Source organism: Streptomyces sp. NPDC048172 (assembly GCF_043202595.1).
Classification (GTDB): domain Bacteria; phylum Actinomycetota; class Actinomycetes; order Streptomycetales; family Streptomycetaceae; genus Streptomyces.
On sequence record NZ_JBIDAT010000002.1, the window covers coordinates 542,166 to 557,133 of the forward strand.

General features: G+C 73.9%; 12 protein-coding genes. 10 read left to right on the top strand and 2 right to left on the bottom strand.

Annotated elements, in window-relative coordinates:
• Positions 1-2 precede the first annotated feature (2 nt).
• The gene (locus ACGF3A_RS11020) at positions 3-563 is read left to right on the top strand and encodes a hypothetical protein (RefSeq protein WP_393728138.1); all 561 of its coding nucleotides are present in this window, start codon (positions 3-5) and stop codon (positions 561-563) included.
• Here the strand turns inward: ACGF3A_RS11020 and ACGF3A_RS11025 are convergent.
• A complete protein-coding gene (locus ACGF3A_RS11025; RefSeq protein ID WP_393728140.1) occupies positions 544-1,452 on the bottom strand; it encodes a bifunctional DNA primase/polymerase in 909 nt (302 codons plus the stop codon). The genes ACGF3A_RS11020 and ACGF3A_RS11025 overlap by 20 nt on opposite strands.
• A gap of 341 nt (positions 1,453-1,793) precedes the next feature.
• Here ACGF3A_RS11025 and ACGF3A_RS11030 point away from each other — a divergent pair, with 341 nt between their 5' ends.
• The 9 genes from ACGF3A_RS11030 to ACGF3A_RS11070 all read left to right on the top strand — a co-directional run bounded on the left by ACGF3A_RS11030 (position 1,794) and on the right by ACGF3A_RS11070 (position 10,843).
• Positions 1,794-2,087: a hypothetical protein gene (locus tag ACGF3A_RS11030; RefSeq protein ID WP_393728142.1), complete on the top strand. Its 294-nt coding sequence runs from the start codon at positions 1,794-1,796 to the stop codon at positions 2,085-2,087.
• A gap of 182 nt (positions 2,088-2,269) precedes the next feature.
• On the top strand, positions 2,270-3,460 hold the full coding sequence (locus tag ACGF3A_RS11035; protein WP_393728144.1) for an acyl-CoA dehydrogenase family protein: 1,191 nt from the start codon (positions 2,270-2,272) through the stop codon (positions 3,458-3,460).
• Positions 3,457-4,419, top strand: coding sequence for a Zn-ribbon domain-containing OB-fold protein (locus ACGF3A_RS11040; protein ID WP_393728146.1), 963 nt, complete (start codon positions 3,457-3,459; stop codon positions 4,417-4,419). The genes ACGF3A_RS11035 and ACGF3A_RS11040 overlap by 4 nt, the downstream gene beginning before the upstream one ends.
• Entirely contained in the window at positions 4,419-5,525 is a 1,107-nt protein-coding gene (locus ACGF3A_RS11045; RefSeq protein ID WP_393728148.1) for an acyl-CoA dehydrogenase family protein, read from the top strand. The genes ACGF3A_RS11040 and ACGF3A_RS11045 overlap by 1 nt, the downstream gene beginning before the upstream one ends.
• Entirely contained in the window at positions 5,522-6,013 is a 492-nt protein-coding gene (locus ACGF3A_RS11050; RefSeq protein WP_393728150.1) for a MaoC family dehydratase, read from the top strand. The genes ACGF3A_RS11045 and ACGF3A_RS11050 overlap by 4 nt, the downstream gene beginning before the upstream one ends.
• Complete coding sequence (locus ACGF3A_RS11055; protein WP_393728152.1) at positions 6,010-7,185, top strand: lipid-transfer protein; 1,176 nt, start codon at positions 6,010-6,012, stop codon at positions 7,183-7,185. Before ACGF3A_RS11050 ends, ACGF3A_RS11055 begins: the two co-directional genes overlap by 4 nt.
• A gap of 83 nt (positions 7,186-7,268) precedes the next feature.
• Entirely contained in the window at positions 7,269-8,183 is a 915-nt protein-coding gene (locus ACGF3A_RS11060; protein ID WP_393728154.1) for a DUF1906 domain-containing protein, read from the top strand.
• Between the two features lie 146 nt (positions 8,184-8,329).
• A complete protein-coding gene (locus tag ACGF3A_RS11065) occupies positions 8,330-9,010 on the top strand; it encodes a SigE family RNA polymerase sigma factor (RefSeq protein ID WP_393728156.1) in 681 nt (226 codons plus the stop codon).
• Positions 9,011-9,184: 174 nt separating this feature from the next.
• Positions 9,185-10,843: a long-chain fatty acid--CoA ligase gene (locus tag ACGF3A_RS11070; RefSeq protein WP_393728158.1), complete on the top strand. Its 1,659-nt coding sequence runs from the start codon at positions 9,185-9,187 to the stop codon at positions 10,841-10,843.
• Positions 10,844-10,878: 35 nt separating this feature from the next.
• On the opposite strand, the gene ACGF3A_RS11075 is transcribed toward ACGF3A_RS11070, so the two are convergent.
• The gene (locus ACGF3A_RS11075) at positions 10,879-14,745 is read right to left on the bottom strand and encodes a PAS domain-containing protein (protein ID WP_393728160.1); all 3,867 of its coding nucleotides are present in this window, start codon (positions 14,743-14,745) and stop codon (positions 10,879-10,881) included.
• Positions 14,746-14,968 lie beyond the last annotated feature (223 nt).

Here is a 14,968-nt window from a genome sequence, read left to right on the forward strand (position 1 = left end):
GGATGAGGGACGACGGCGAACGCGCGGCACGGAGCTATCGGTACGTGGGACCGCCCGAACTGCGCGCCGCCGTCCGGCCGGACGAGGGCGGTCGGCGGATCGGCTCGGCGGCCGACTTCGAGGCATGGGCCGGGGAACGTACGGCGGCCGAACTGACCGAGCCGTTCACGTTCGTGGTCGGCACGGAGGGGACGCTGCGGCTGGCCCCGCGCCGCAGCGAGCATGTGGCGTGCGCGGGCGGTGAGCCGGTGCTGGGCGCGGGTGAGATCGCCTTCGCGCGCGAGGAGGGGCGCCGGTCGCGGTGGACGGTGAGCGAGGTCAGCAACCAGTCGACCGGCTACTGCCCGGACGTGAGCACGTGGCACGCGGTCGCCGCGGCGCTGGACCGCGCGGGGCTCGGACGTCCGGACGGCTTCACGCACGAGGTGGTGTTCCGCCGCTGCCCCGACTGCAAGGAACGGGCCATCGTGCGCGAGGGCGACTTCGTCTGCGTCTTCTGCGGCGCGGACCTGCCGCGTACGTGGAACGTCGACCCCGGAGGAGTCAGCCGGAACGGGGGCTGAGGCGGGCCGCGCGGTGGGAGGCCGAGGTCAGCGTGGCGCGGGCCTCCCGCGGCGGCAGCCCCGTCGCGACGGCGGCCTGGACCAGGGCGTCCGCCAGTTCGGAGCCGCGCCCCGTCTCGTACGCGCGGCACGCCGCCCAGAACAGGCGCGCGTTGCGCTGGCCGACGCGGGCGCCGCGTACGAAGTGGACGAGCGCGGCGCCGCCCCGTACCCGGCCGTCGTCCCCGTCCCCTTGCGGGAACGGGCGCGGCGCGGGCGGCGGGGGCAGCAGCAGCGGGAGCAGCCGGGAGGGGACGGCGGCGGGCGCGCGCGTACGGGAGCCGGGGGCGAGGCGGTACGTGCCGCGTACGGTCACCGAGCCGGGGCCGACGAGATAGCCGCCGAGGCCGCGTATGTCGATGCCGGGCGCGAGGCGGCCGGCGGAGTTGGGGATCGTGACGTCGCTCGGCCCGCGCAGCCACAGGTGCCGTCCGCCGCTGGGCGTGAGCACGGTGGTCGTCTCGGGGATGGTGAACCCCCGCTCGACGGCGAGGCGTTCCAGCGCCGCGAGCGAGTCCGTGCCGTTCTTCACGTCGAGGTCGAGCCCGACGAGGTGGAGGGCGGGCCTGCCGCAGGCGATGCCGTAGCCGGTGGCCCAGGGCGCGGCGGCGAAGAGGGCGCGGATGGCGTCGGGGTCGGTGGTGGCGTCGTGGACCCCGTGGCCGGGGAGCCCGCACTCGCCCTGGCAGAGCGGCTCGTCGGGGGGTGCGGGGGAGCCTGGAGTGGCGCTCGCTGTCTCCCGTGCGCGGTGAGGCGAACGTACGGCCGGAAGCTTGGTCCGGGAGAGCGGCAGCACGGGCAGCCCGCGGCTGGCGGCGGCCAGCGCGTGGTCGAGAGCGGCAATGCTCATGCCGTCAGCTTCGTACGCGAGTTCGGGGTCGAAAAGTGGGCGGGAGGGGTGGATTGGCCCGGACCGGCCATGCACGTGAATTTGGCCGAAAAGATGCAGGAACGCTTTACCGCTTGCGGGGCAAGGGCGACCCCTGCGGTGAAACGGGAGCTGTGGGGGGATCGCGGGCGTGTAGGGGGTTTATCGACACGTCGTCATGCTTGCGAGCGAATCATGCCGGTCGGGGTGGTTCGCCGGGGATTCGGTGGGCAACTCTGGTTCCGCGACGTCGTAGCGACACCGAGGCAGTACGGCCAACTGCCTTACGAAACACGGCACTTACGGTTCCTGGAGGAATGAAAATGGCACGCATCCGCACCGCCCGCGTCATCGCAGCGGCCGCTTCCGTCCCGCTGGCCTTCGCCGTCCTCGGCGGCGTGGCGAACGCTGACAACGGCTCTTTCGCGGACGACGGCTCTGCCTCGAACTCGCAGTCGAGCTCCAGCGTCCAGGCGCAGAACGCCGAGGGCGACGGCAACAACACCAACAACGCGAACAACGCGACCGTCAACGGCAACGGTGCCGTCGTCGACCAGTCGAACGAGACCACGAACAACACGGTCACCTACACCGTGGTGTTCAGCAACGTCGGCTGACGCCGGCTGGTTCGACTGACGGCTCCCTAGGAGCCGGGCGTTCATGGGGATGGGCTGAGGCCGCGCGTCCGCACCTGGTGCGGACGCGCGGCTGCTCTGTGTCCTGGGTCGTGCGTCCGGGGCCGAGCGCCCAGAGGTCCCGTGTCTTGACAGGTGCTCTGAATCTGACGGACAGTCAGAAAATGCGTCTCGCACCGACTGAGCGCCAGCGTGCGCTCCGCGCCGAGCTGCGCGCCTACTTCCGCGCGGTGATGCCGCCGGAGGCCCGTACCCCCGGCGGGCTCGCCCCCGATGAGCAGCGCCGACTGCTGCGCCGGATCGGCGCCGACGGCTGGCTCGGGCTCGGCTGGCCCGTCGAGTACGGCGGGCAGGGGTGCGGGCCCGACGAGCAGTTCGTCTTCTTCGACGAGGCGTACCGCGCGGGCGCCCCGGTCTCGATGGTCACGCTGAACACCGTGGGGCCGACGCTGATCAAGTACGGCACCGAGGAGCAGAAGGCGCGCTTCCTCCCCGGCATCCTCAGCGGCGAGACCGTCTTCGCGATCGGTTACACCGAGCCGGAGGCGGGCACGGACCTCGCGTCGCTGCGTACGCGGGCCGTACGGGAACCTGAGCCGCGCCCGGAGACGGTGGGGCCGGGTGGCGTGGGGTGGCGCTGGCGGATCGACGGCGCGAAGAGCTTCACCAGCAACGCCCAGCACGCCGACTGGATCTGGCTCGCGTGCCGTACCGATCCCGAGGCGCCCAAGCACCGTGGCATCTCGATCCTCCTGGTGCCGACCGGCGCGCCGGGGTTCTCCTGGACGCCCATCGAGACCGTCGGCGGGCTGACCACGACCGCGACGTACTACGACGGCGTCCGCGTGCCCGCCTCGCACCTGGTCGGCGAGGAGAACGCGGGCTGGGACCTGATCACCAACCAGCTCAACCACGAGCGCGTCGCCCTCGCCGCGCTCGGCATGCAGGCGGGCGACCACTTCACCGAGGTCCTGGACGCCGTACGCGCCTCCGGCGCCCTCGAACAGCCCTGGGCGCGGGGGCGCCTCGCGGAGGCGTACGCGCGGCTGTCCGCGACCCGGCTGCTCAACTGGCGCCTCGTCGGGGACGTGGGCGCGGGCTCCCTCGCGCCGGGTGACGCGAGCGGGGTGAAGTTCGCGGGCACGGAGAGCACCGTCGCCGTCTACGCGCTCTGCCAGGAGGTGCTCGGCGAGCGCGGACTGCTGCGGGCCGGAGCGCCCGGCGCCTTCGGGGACGGCGAACTGGAGCGGATGAACCGCGCCGCGCAGATCAACACCTTCGGCGGCGGAGTGAGCGAGGTCCAGCGCGAGATCGTCGCGACCAGCCGGCTGGGGATGCGGAGGACGAAGCGGTGAGCGGAGACCGGAGAGAGACCCCTGACCGCACCGGCCCACCTGACGACGGCGGTCCCGACGCGCTCTTCGAGAAGCTCAAGGCGTACGAGGGCCAGCCCGCGGCGCAGGCCGCGCGGGGGCGGGACCCGGTCAACACGCCCATGATCCGGCACTGGTGCGAGGCCATGGGCCACCCCGCGCCACCCGACGGCTCGGCGCCCGCCACCATGCTCCAGGTCTGGACGATGCCGGGCCTCGACCGTGGCCGTAGCGCCCGCGCCTCCGCGTACGACGAACTCCTCGGCGCCCTCGACGAGGCGGGCTGCACCTCGGTCGTCGCCACCGACAGCGAGCAGGAGTACGCGCGCCCGCTGCGCCCCGGCGACGAGGTCGGCTACGACGCGGTGATCGAGTCGGTCTCCCCGCGCAAGACCACCAAGCTGGGCACGGGCTACTTCGTGACGACCCGGATGGACATCCGCAGGGCCGGGGACGGCGCGCTCGTCGGCACGCACCGGTTCCGGATCCTCAAGTACCGGCCGGCGGCCCGGTCCGCACCCAGGGCGCGGCGCCCCCGGCCCGTGGTCAACCGCGACAACGCGGGCTTCTGGGAGGGGGTTTCCCAGCACCGGCTGCTCGTCCAGCGCTGCGACGCCTGCGCGGCCCTCCGCTTCCCCTGGCTGCCCGGCTGCAACGCGTGCGGCTCGGACAGCTGGACGGCGGTCGAGGCGTCGGGGCGCGGCACCGTCTACTCGTACGTCGTGATGCACCATCCGCCCTTCCCCGCGTTCGACGTGCCGTACGCGGTCGCGCTGGTCGAACTCGCCGAGGGAGTACGGATGATCAGCAACATCACGGGTGTCCCGCACGACCGGGTGCGCGTCGGGATGCCGGTCGAGCTGGAGTTCCTGCGCGTGGACGACGAGCTGGAGCTGCCCGTCTTCCGGGCGCGGACGGGGGACGAGGAGGCGGCCCGCTGATGGACTTCACGCCCACGGAGGAGCAGGAGGCGGTGCGCGGTCTGGCCGCCCGCATCTGCGCGGACCTGTCCACGCCGGACCGGCTGGCCGTACTCCGCGCCGACGCCGACACCGACGCCGACGGTACGGAGACCGACCGCGCGCTGTGGAAGACCCTGTGCGCCGCCGGACTGCCCGAGGCCGTCGAGGAGACCGGGCTGCTGGGCCTCGCGCTCGTCCTGGAGGAGCAGGGCCGTACGACCGCGCAGGTGCCGCTCGCGGCGAGCTGCGCGTACGGAGTGCTGACCGTCGCCGCGCACGGTACGGACGAACAGCGCGCCCGTCTGCTGCCGCCCCTGCGCGACGGTTCTGCGGTGGTGGCGGGCGCCCTGCCCCTCCCCGGAGACCCGGGGGACGGTGCGGCCGTTTCGACGTCCGAATGGGGCGAGGAAACGCGGCTGTCCGGGACCGTCCCCGTCGTCCCCTGGCTGCGGGACGCCACGCATGTCCTGGTGGCGGACGGTACCGACCGGTGCCATCTCGTCGAGACGGTACGCCCTGAGGTGACCGTCACCCCCGTCGAGACCACCGCCCCCTGGTCGTGCGGAAGACTCGACCTGGACGGCGCTCCCGGCGAGCCCCTGCGCGAGGGCGCGTACGGACCGACGTTCGCCCGCGCCCGTACGGCGTTCGCCGCGCTCCAGGTGGGCGTGTGCGCCGGGTCGGTGGCCCGCGCGGTGGAACACACCACCCGGCGCGAACAGTTCGGCCGTCCCCTCGCCACGCGGCAGGCGGTGCAGCTCCGGGCCGCCGACGCCCATATGGACACCGAAGCGATCCGCGTGACCGTCCATGAGGCGGCCTGGCGGCACGACCAGGGCCTCCCCTTCCGTACGCACGCCCTCACGGCCGCCTGGTGGGCGTCCGAGGCGGGCCGCCGTGTCGTGCACGCGGGCCAGCATCTGCACGGGGGCGTCGGCGCGGACGTCGGCCATCCCGTGCACCGGCACTTCCTGTGGGGGCGCCAACTGGACGCCCATCTGGGCGCGCCGGGACGCCTGCTGGCCGAACTGGGCGACCTGCTCGCCGACCCCGGGAACGACACCGAATGGCGGGAGGACGTATGACAGGGATGGCCGATGCGCCGGGGACGGCCGGTGGGCCGGGGACGGCCGACGTGTCGGGGACGGCCGATGCGCCGGGGACGGCCGTGGGCGAGGAGTTGCCGCCCCTGGAGATTCCCGTGACGCGCACCCTGATCGTCTCCGGCGCCCTCGCCTCGCGGGACCACCAGGACGTGCACCACGACGCGGAGGCCGCCAGGGAGAAGGGCTCGCCGGACATCTTCATGAACATCCTGACGACCAACGGGCTGGTGGGCCGCTACGTCGCCGAGTGGGCCGGAGCGGGCGCCGAGCTGCGCCGTGTCGCCGTACGGCTGGGCGTGCCCAACTACCCGGGGGACACGCTCACCCTGCGGGGCCGGGTGACGTCCGTCGCGGAGGACGGTGCCGTGGAGCTGGCCGTCACGGGCACCAACGGCCTGGGCAGCCATGTCACCGCCACGGTCACGGTCGTCCCGGCGGGCGGGAACGGGACGGAGGCCGTGCGATGAGCGTCCGGCACCGTGACCGGCTCGGCGGCCGGGCGGCCGTCGCGGGCATCGGCGCGACGGAGTTCTCCAAGGACTCCGGGCGCAGCGAGCTGAAGCTCGCCGTCGAGGCCGTCCGCGCGGCCCTGGACGACGCCGGGCTCGCGCCCGCCGACGTCGACGGCATGGTCACCTTCACCATGGACACGAGCCCCGAGATCACCGTCGCGCAGGCGGCGGGCCTCGGCGAGCTGTCCTTCTTCTCGCGGGTGCACTACGGCGGCGGGGCCGCCTGCGCCACTGTCCAGCAGGCGGCGATGGCCGTCGCGTCGGGCGTCGCGGACGTCGTCGTCTGCTACCGCGCCTTCAACGAGCGTTCGGGCCGCCGCTTCGGCGCGGGCGTCCAGCACCGCGAGCCGACCGCCGAGGGCGCCGCGCTCGGCTGGGCGCTGCCCTACGGGCTGCTCACGCCCGCCTCGTGGGTGGCGATGGCGGCCCGCCGCTATCTGCACGCCTACGGGCTGACGCCGGAGGTGTTCGGCCATGTCGCCGTGGTGGACCGCAAGTACGCGGCGACCAACCCGGCCGCCTACTTCCACGGCAAGCCCCTCACCCTCGCCGAGCACGCCGCCTCGCGCTGGATCGTCGAGCCGCTGCGGCTGCTGGACTGCTGCCAGGAGACCGACGGCGGCCAGGCGCTCGTCGTCACGACCCCCGAGCGCGCCCGCGACCTGCGACACCCGCCCGCGGTCGTCGCGGCGGCCGCGCAGGGCGCGGGGCGGGCGCAGGAGCAGATGACGAGCTTCTACCGGGACGACCTGACCGGGCTGCCGGAGATGGGCGTGGTGGCCCGCCAGCTGTGGCGTACGGCGGGGATCGGCCCCGCGGACGTGGACGTGGCGATCCTGTACGACCACTTCACGCCCTTCGTGCTGGCGCAGCTGGAGGAGTTCGGCTTCTGCGGGCGCGGCGAGGGCGGACCGTTCGTCGCGGAGGAACGGCTTCCGCTCAACACCCACGGGGGCCAGCTCGGCGAGGCGTATCTGCACGGGATGAACGGGATCGCCGAGGCCGTGCGGCAGATCCGCGGGACGTCCGTCAACCAGGTACGGGGCGCCGAGCGGGCCCTCGTGACGGCGGGAACGGGTGTGCCCACCTCGGGCCTCGTCCTCGCGTCGGATGGCTCAGACGGCTGAATCCGGGGCTGCGGCGGGCGTGGTGGCCTGCGCGCGGGGCGCGGGCTCGCTTCACTCGGCGCATGCGCCAGAAAAGTCACACTATGCGACAGGTGGTCGTCTTCCTCGCGGCCCTCGCCTCCCTGCTGACGGGCGGGTCCCTGCCCGCGAACGCCAGTACGGGCGCGGGAGCGGGCCCTGCCACCCCGGATTCCCCCGAGTCCCCCGGGAAGAAGCGGACGGGTGCGGCCGCCGGACCGCCCTCGCTCATCCAGGGCGACCCCCGCCGCTTCGGTGCCAGGACCTTCAGCGGCCACGCCTTCGACGCCTGTCAGGCCCCCTCGTACGCCACCATGCGCGCCTGGCGGAAGTCCTCCCCGTACGGCGCCGTCGGCGTCTACATCGGCGGACGGGGACGCGGCTGCCCGAACCAGAAGAACCTCACCCCCTCCTGGACGCGCGGTGTGCACCGGATGGGCTGGAAGATGCTCCCCCTGTACGTCGGTTCGCAGTCGCCCTGCGTGATCGCGAAGCACAAGCGCAAGTTCGCCATGAGCCACAGCTCGCCCTACACGCGCGGCCGGCGCGAGGGCATGGACGCGGTGCAGCGGGCACGCGCCCTCGGCATGGTGCCCCGCACCACGATCTACCTCGACATGGAGGCGTACCGGCAGAAGGAGTCCCGCTGCGCGGCGACGACCCTGCGTTTCATCCAGGGCTGGGACGCGGCCGTACGCCAGCAGCGGTACATCCCCGGCTTCTACAGCAGCGCCGATTCGGGGATCACCCACATCGAGCGGGCCCGCGCCGCGGGCAGCAGGGGGCTCCCGACGGCGCTCTGGTTCGCCCGCTGGCGGGTGCCCGCCTCGACCGGCTCCGAGCGCCGTATCCACCCCCTGGCCTGGCAGCCGCACCGCCGTATCCACCAGTTCACGGGTAACGTGAAGCGGACGTACGGTGGTCATACGCTCCACATCGACCAGAACCTGGTGGACGCTCCGGTCGCCGTGATGGGCTGAAACCCTGAGCGCGTCCCTGATCCCCTCGGTGGACGGCCTCCACCTTCAGGAGGTGTAGGCAGCACCACCCCTACGCCCTAGGGCGGACGCCTCATCGGGACCTCCGGGCGATCCGTGGCACCCCCCTCGACTTCTAATGTCGAGCCATGACCACGCCTGGGACCGTCCGGCCCGCTCGCACCGAGAGGGCCCGGACCACAAAGACGAAGCACGCGGGTCGTCCTCCCGTGCCCCCAGGCTCGGGGGGAACACCGCTGACGTTCGCGTCGTACGTGCAGGCGCGCGGGCCGGTGCTGCTGCGCACCGCCCGCTCGCTCACCGCCAACCCGTGCGACGCCGAGGATCTGCTCCAGACCGCGCTGACCAAGACCTACCTCGCCTGGGAGCGCATCGAGGACCACCGCGCCCTCGACGGCTACGTGCGCCGGGCGCTCGTGAACACCCGCACCTCGCAGTGGCGCAGGCGCAAGGTGGACGAGTTCGCCGTCGACGAGCTGCCGGAGCCCGACCCGCTGCCCGCTCCCGACCCCGCCGAACAGCAGGCGGTACGGGACGCCATGTGGCGGGCCGTGCTGAAGCTGCCCGCGCGGCAGCGCGCCATGGTCGTGCTGCGCTACTACGAGGACCTGAGCGAGGTGCAGACGGCCGAGGTGCTGGGGGTCTCGGTCGGCACCGTCAAGAGCGCGGTCTCCCGCGCGCTGGCGAAGCTGCGCGAGGACACGCAGCTCGCCTCCGACGTGCTCGGGGGGACCACGGAGGGGACCACGGACGGGGGAACGACGGGGGCGACGGCCGGGGGGCCGTTCGAGGCGCGCGCCGCGGCCTGACGACCGCGGCGCCGCAGCGTACGGCGCCGTGCCGACGCGGCGTACGGCACCCTCGCCACCTCCGCCTCCTGTGCACGACCCCGTGACATACCGCGCGGTCGGTGGCAGGCTTCCGCGAAAACCCGCGCCTACTCACGCGTAGGCGCAGGCAACCGGAAACCTGGGGAGGCCCCGGTGCTGAGCACGATGCAGGACGTACCGCTGACCATCGCGCGCATTCTGCGCCACGGCACGACGGTTCACGGCGGATCGCGGATCACCACATGGACGGGCGACGGCGCGCCGCACCGGCAGACGTTCGCCGAGACGGGCGAACGTGTCGCGCGCCTCGCCCACGCGCTGCGCGACGAGCTCGGGGTGCGCGAGGAGGACCGCGTCGCGACCCTCATGTGGAACAACTCTGAGCATCTGGAGGCGTACTTCGCCGTGCCCTCCATGGGCGCCGTCCTGCACACTCTCAACCTCCGGCTGCCCGCCGACCAGCTCGCCTGGATCGTCAACCACGCGGCCGACCGCGTCGTCCTCGTCAACGGCTCCCTGATCCCGCTGCTGGCGCCCCTGCTGCCCCATCTGGAGACGGTCGAGCACATCGTCGTCGTCGGCTCCGGCGACACCTCCGCCCTGGAGGGCCACGCGGCGCGGGTGCACGCGTACGAGGACCTCCTCGCGGACCGTCCCACCAGCTACGACTGGCCCGACCTGGACGAGCGTTCCGCCGCCGCCATGTGCTACACCTCCGGCACGACCGGCGAGCCCAAGGGCGTCGTCTACTCGCACCGTTCGATCTACCTGCACTCCATGCAGGTCAACATGACCCAGTCGATGGCGCTGACGGACGCGGACACGTCCCTGCCCGTCGTCCCCATGTTCCACGTGAACGCCTGGGGCCTCCCCCACGCGGCGCTGATGACCGGCGTGAACCTGCTGATGCCGGACCGTTTCCTCCAGCCCGCGCCCCTCGCCGAGATGATCGCCACCGAGCGCCCCACGCACGCCGCCGCCGTGCCCACCATCTGGCAGGGGCTGCTGGCCGAACTGGACGCGCGCCCGCGCGACGTCTCCTCCATGCAGCGGGTCACCATCGGCGGCGCGGCCTGCCCGCCCTCCCTGATGACCGCCTTCGAGGAGCGGCACGGCGTGACCCTGTGCCACGCCTGGGGCATGACGGAGACCTCCCCGCTCGGCAGCGTCGCGATGCCCCCCGGCGGCGTGAGCCCCGAGGAGGAGTTCGCGTACCGCGTCACCCAGGGCCGCTTCCCGGCCGGTGTCGAGGCGCGGCTGGCGGCGCCCGACGGCACGTTCGCGCCCTGGGACGGCGACTCCACGGGCGAACTGGAGGTACGCGGCCCCTGGATCGCCGGTGCCTACTACGGCGGCGCCGACGGCGAGCCGCTCCGTCCCGACGACAAGTTCAGCCCGGACGGCTGGCTGCGCACCGGGGACGTCGGCAGCATCTCGCCGGACGGCTATCTCACGATCACCGACCGCGCCAAGGACGTCATCAAGTCGGGCGGCGAGTGGATTTCATCCGTTTTGTTGGAGAATGCCTTGATGGCGCACGACGCCGTCGCCGAGGCCGCCGTCGTGGCCGTACCGGACGAGAAGTGGGGCGAACGGCCGCTCGCCGCCGTCGTCTTCCGCGAGGGCGGGCCCGCCGTCCCCTACGACGAGCTGCGCACGTACCTCGGCGAGAACGTCGCCCGCTGGCAGCTCCCCGAGCGCTGGACGACGGTCGGGTCCGTGCCGAAGACGAGCGTGGGCAAGTTCGACAAGAAGGTGCTGCGCAAGCAGTACGCCGACGGGGAGCTGGACGTCACCCGTATCGACGGCTAGTCCGTACGGCTGGTTCGTACGGTTAGCTCGTACGGTTAGCTCGCGCCGATCTTCGTGAGGAGGTCGACGATCCGGGACTGCACCTCCGTGTTCGTCGACCTCTCCGCGAGGAAGAGCACCGTCTCGCCGGACGCGAGCCGGGGCAGCTCGGCCGGGTCCATGTCGGCCGAGGTGTAGACGACGAAGGGCGTGCGGTTCAGCAGCCCGTTCACGCGCAGCCAGTCGATGATCCCGGCGCGGCGGCGGCGCACCTGCATCAGGTCCATCACGACCAGGTTCGGCCGGACCTGCGCGGCGACGTTCACCGCCTCCGAGTCCGTCGGGGCGTGCGCGACCTGCATCCCGCGCCGCTCCAGCGTCGCCGCGAACGCGCCCGCGATGGCCTCGTGCTCCTCCACCAGCAGCACCCGCGGCGGGTGCTGCTCGCTGTCGCGCGGCGCCAGCGCCTTGAGCAGCACCGCCGGGTCGGCGCCGTACGCCGCCTCGCGCGTCGCCTGCCCGAGCCCGGCCGTGACCAGCACCGGCACCTCGGCGGCCACCGCGGCCGTACGGAGCGACTGGAGCGCCGTCCTGGTGATTGGGCCCGTCAGCGGGTCGACGAAGAGCGCGGCCGGGTACGCCGCGATCTGCGCGTCCACCTCCTCGCGCGAGTGCACCAGCACGGGGCGGTAGCCGCGGTCGGAGAGCGCCTGCTGCGTGGAGACGTCGGGCTCCGGCCAGACCAGCAGCCTGCGCGGGTTGTCGAGCGGCTCCGGCGGAAGCTCGTCGTCCACCACCTGGGGCGGCAGCGACAGACCGCGCCCGTCGGTCACCTCGACCGGACTGTCGGGCCCGTCCAGCGGCTCGGGCCCCTCGGTCACGGAGCCGCCGGGCTTGCCGATGGAGCCGATGCTGAACTCGCGGGGCGAGGCGGTGGGGGCCGGTGCGCTCTGTGTGCCGGGGGTGCCCGGTGTGCCCGGTGCGCCCGGTGCCGTGCTCTCCGTCTCGCTCTTCTCCTGCGGGGTCCCCAGCTTCCGCCGACGGCCCGAACCCGGCGCGGGGAGGGGCGTGGAGGGCGTGGACGGTATGGCGGGCGCCGGTGCGGGCGCGGCGGGCGTCTGACCGTGCCACTGCTGCGCCGCCTGCTCGGCTACGCGCTGGCTGAACGGCATGCCCTGACCGAGCGTGCGTACGCGCGGCCCCTGGTCGTCCCCGTACGGCGCTGCCGCGTTCTGCTCCGGCATGGGCAGGCCCTGCGGCTGCGGCGAAGAGGGCTGCTGCGGGAACGGGCCGCCGCCCAGGATCGGGCTGGCCGCGACGACGGTGTGCTCGACGGACTGCGGCTGCGCCTCGGGCTCCGCCTCCTGCGCCTCCGGGACGGCCTGTTGCGGCTGCTGGGGCTGCTGGGCCTGCTGGGCCTGCTGGGGCGCGAGGCCGTTCTCGCTCTGGAGGGGCGGCTCGGGCTCGACGGGGGCGGCCGGAACGGCCGCCTCGGCGTCGTTCGTGGCGGGCGGCAGCGCGAACGGGGCGTGCTGCGGCCCCTGCTGCGCCTCCGCCTGCGCCCGCGCACGCGCCTGTGCCGCGGCGATCCGGCGCGCCCGGCGCCCGCCCGCGGCCGGGACCTCCAGCTCGCTCCCGGGCGTCCCGGGCGCGAGCTGCTCGCCCTCGCCGATGCTCTGGCCTGCGGCGGTGTCGGGTTCGACGGCACGGCCACGTGCGCGCCGCCCCGTACCGGGCTGCACCTGGAGCTGGGCCTGCTGCGGCTGCTGGGCCTGGGCCTGGGCCTGGGCCGGAATGGCGTGACCCGCGTCCGGCACGTCGCCCTGGGGCTCGGCTTGAGCTTCCCCTTCGCCCGCGGGGAGCGGCATCGGCTGACGGTGCTGGTTCTCGGCGGGGTCGGCGAGGGCGCGCCGGGCGCGCCGCCCCGAACCCTGCGCGGGCACGGGCGCGTTCGCGCCCTCGGAGCCGCCGGGCGGCAGCGCGATGGCGCCGCCGCGCGTGGCGGCCTGCTCCAGCGCCGCCGCCTGCTCGTGCTGCTCCTCGGCGGGGCTCGGCCGCCCGCGCCGCCGTCCGGTCGGCCGCGGTACGGCCTCGACGCCGCCCCCGGCCGTCTCCGGAGCCACCGTCTCCGGAACCACCGTCTCCTGGACCGGCTGCTGGCCCTGAACCTGCTGCTGTCCCTGGACGGGCTGTCCCTGGACCGGCTGTTCCTGGGCAGGCTGGGCCGGAATCATCGGGGCGGCGGGCCCGGGCGTGGGCCCCGGCACGGGCTCGGTCCCGCGCGCCGGTTCGGCGGGGACGGGCATCACCGTCGTCTCGCCGGTCGCCTTCCCCAGCCCGTTCGTGACGCCCGTACCGTTCGTGACGCCGCCCGTACCGCTCGTACCGCCGACGGTGCCGCCCGCGCCTCCCGTACCGCCCGTGGACGCGACCGGCACCTCCAGGACGTACGCGCTGCCCCCGGCCGCGCCCGGCACCTCGTGGGTCTGGAGCACGCCGCCGTGCCGCCGCACGATGCCGCGGACGAGGGGCTCGTGCACGGGGCTGCCGCCGCCGTGCGGGCCGCGCACCTCGATCCGTACGACATCGCCGCGCTGGGCCGCCGCGACCACGATCGTGGGGTCCACGCCGGGCGGCGGCGCGACCGCCGACTGGCCCGTCGCGTCGACGCCCGCGACGTCGGCGATCAGATGCGCCAGCGCCGTCGCCATCCGCTCCGGGTCGACCTCGGCCTCTATCGGCGGCGCGTGCACCGCGAACTGCGCCCGGCCGGGCCCGATCAGCTCGACCGCGCCCTCGACGCCCGCGGAGACCACGCCGTCGAGCGCGACCAGTTCGGTCGCGAGCTTCTCCTGCCCGGCATCGAGGCGCTGGTAGCTGAGCACGTTGTCGACCAGGGTCGTCATCCGGGCGTACCCGGCGGCGAGGTGGTGGAGGACCTGGTTCGCCTCGGGCCAGAGCTGGCCCGCCGGGTCGGCGGCGAGCCCGGTCAGATCACCGCGCAGCTGCTCCAGCGGCCCGCGCAGCGCCTCGCCGAGCAGAGCCCTGAGCTGCTGGTGCCGGGCGACCACGGTCTCGTACGGGCGGCGGTCGGTGAAGGCCAGCACGGCGCCGACCAGCTGCTCACCGTCGCGCACCGGTGCCGTCGTCATGTCCACGGGGACCGCGGTCCCGTCCTTCGACCACAGCACCTGCCCGGCCCGCACGCGGTGCTTGCGCCCCGAGCGCAGGGTGTCGGCGAGCGGCGTCTCCTCGTAGGAGAGCGGGGTGCCGTCCGGGCGCGAGTGGTGGACGAGGGGGTGCAGCTGCTGGCCGCCGAGGTCGCTGGCGCGGTAGCCCAGTATCTGAGCGGCCGCCGGGTTGACGAGCACCACGCGGCCCTCGGCGTCGACGCCGACGACGCCCTCGGAGGCGGCCCGCAGGATCATCTCCGTCTGGCGCTGCTGACGCCCGAGCTCCGCCTCCGTGTCGAGCGTCCCGGTGAGGTCGCGGACGACGAGCATGAGCAGCTCGTCCCCCGTGTACCCGCCGGACGACCCGCCGTGGTCGGCGAACGCGGCCTCGAACGCGGAGGCGTACGGCGTCCGCCCGTCCTCCAGGTTGGCGCTGGTCACCTCGACCGGGAACTCGGTGCCGTCCGTGCGCCGCGCGACCATGCGCGTCGGCTTGGTGCGGACCCGCGCCTGCTGGGCGACCTCTTCGGGGCGCCGCATCGAACCCGGGATGCGCTTGGAGTCGAACTCCGGCAGCAGGTCGAGCAGGCCGCGCCCGACGAGCGCCGTGCCCGGGGTCTCGAATGCCTCAAGCGCGATGGTGTTCGCGTTCACCACCGTGCCGTTGCAGTTGACCAGGAGCAGCGCATCGGGCAGTGCGTCGAGTATGGCGGCGAGGCGAGCAGCGCCTCGGGATGGCCTGCTGCTCACGGCGACTCTTCCTCCCTGCTGACCCCACGGTGCTCGTGACTGTCCGCCCGTCGGGGGCCGGTCGGTCAGATCACGGCAGTCAGTCTGCCGCTCGCCCCGGGCGTGTCACTAGGGGGAGTCTACGGGCAGCGGTTGTGCGCGCGGCGGCGGATGTGGGGGAGGAACGTGAACCGGGGCGGGGAGAAACCCCCGCCACCGGAGCCCGCCGCCACGACCTCGTACG

Excerpts from the sequence above, each read along its gene's own strand:
- ACGF3A_RS11045 (WP_393728148.1), top strand. The coding sequence starts at position 4,419 with ATGGACTTCACGCCCACGGAGGAGCAGGAGGCGGTGCGCGGTCTGGCC.
- ACGF3A_RS11065 (WP_393728156.1), top strand. The coding sequence starts at position 8,330 with ATGACCACGCCTGGGACCGTCCGGCCCGCTCGCACCGAGAGGGCCCGG.
- ACGF3A_RS11020 (WP_393728138.1), top strand. The coding sequence starts at position 3 with ATGAGGGACGACGGCGAACGCGCGGCACGGAGCTATCGGTACGTGGGA.
- ACGF3A_RS11050 (WP_393728150.1), top strand. The coding sequence starts at position 5,522 with ATGACAGGGATGGCCGATGCGCCGGGGACGGCCGGTGGGCCGGGGACG.
- ACGF3A_RS11060 (WP_393728154.1), top strand. The coding sequence starts at position 7,269 with ATGCGACAGGTGGTCGTCTTCCTCGCGGCCCTCGCCTCCCTGCTGACG.
- ACGF3A_RS11055 (WP_393728152.1), top strand. The coding sequence starts at position 6,010 with ATGAGCGTCCGGCACCGTGACCGGCTCGGCGGCCGGGCGGCCGTCGCG.
- ACGF3A_RS11025 (WP_393728140.1), bottom strand. The coding sequence starts at position 1,452 with ATGAGCATTGCCGCTCTCGACCACGCGCTGGCCGCCGCCAGCCGCGGG.
- ACGF3A_RS11035 (WP_393728144.1), top strand. The coding sequence starts at position 2,270 with ATGCGTCTCGCACCGACTGAGCGCCAGCGTGCGCTCCGCGCCGAGCTG.
- ACGF3A_RS11030 (WP_393728142.1), top strand. The coding sequence starts at position 1,794 with ATGGCACGCATCCGCACCGCCCGCGTCATCGCAGCGGCCGCTTCCGTC.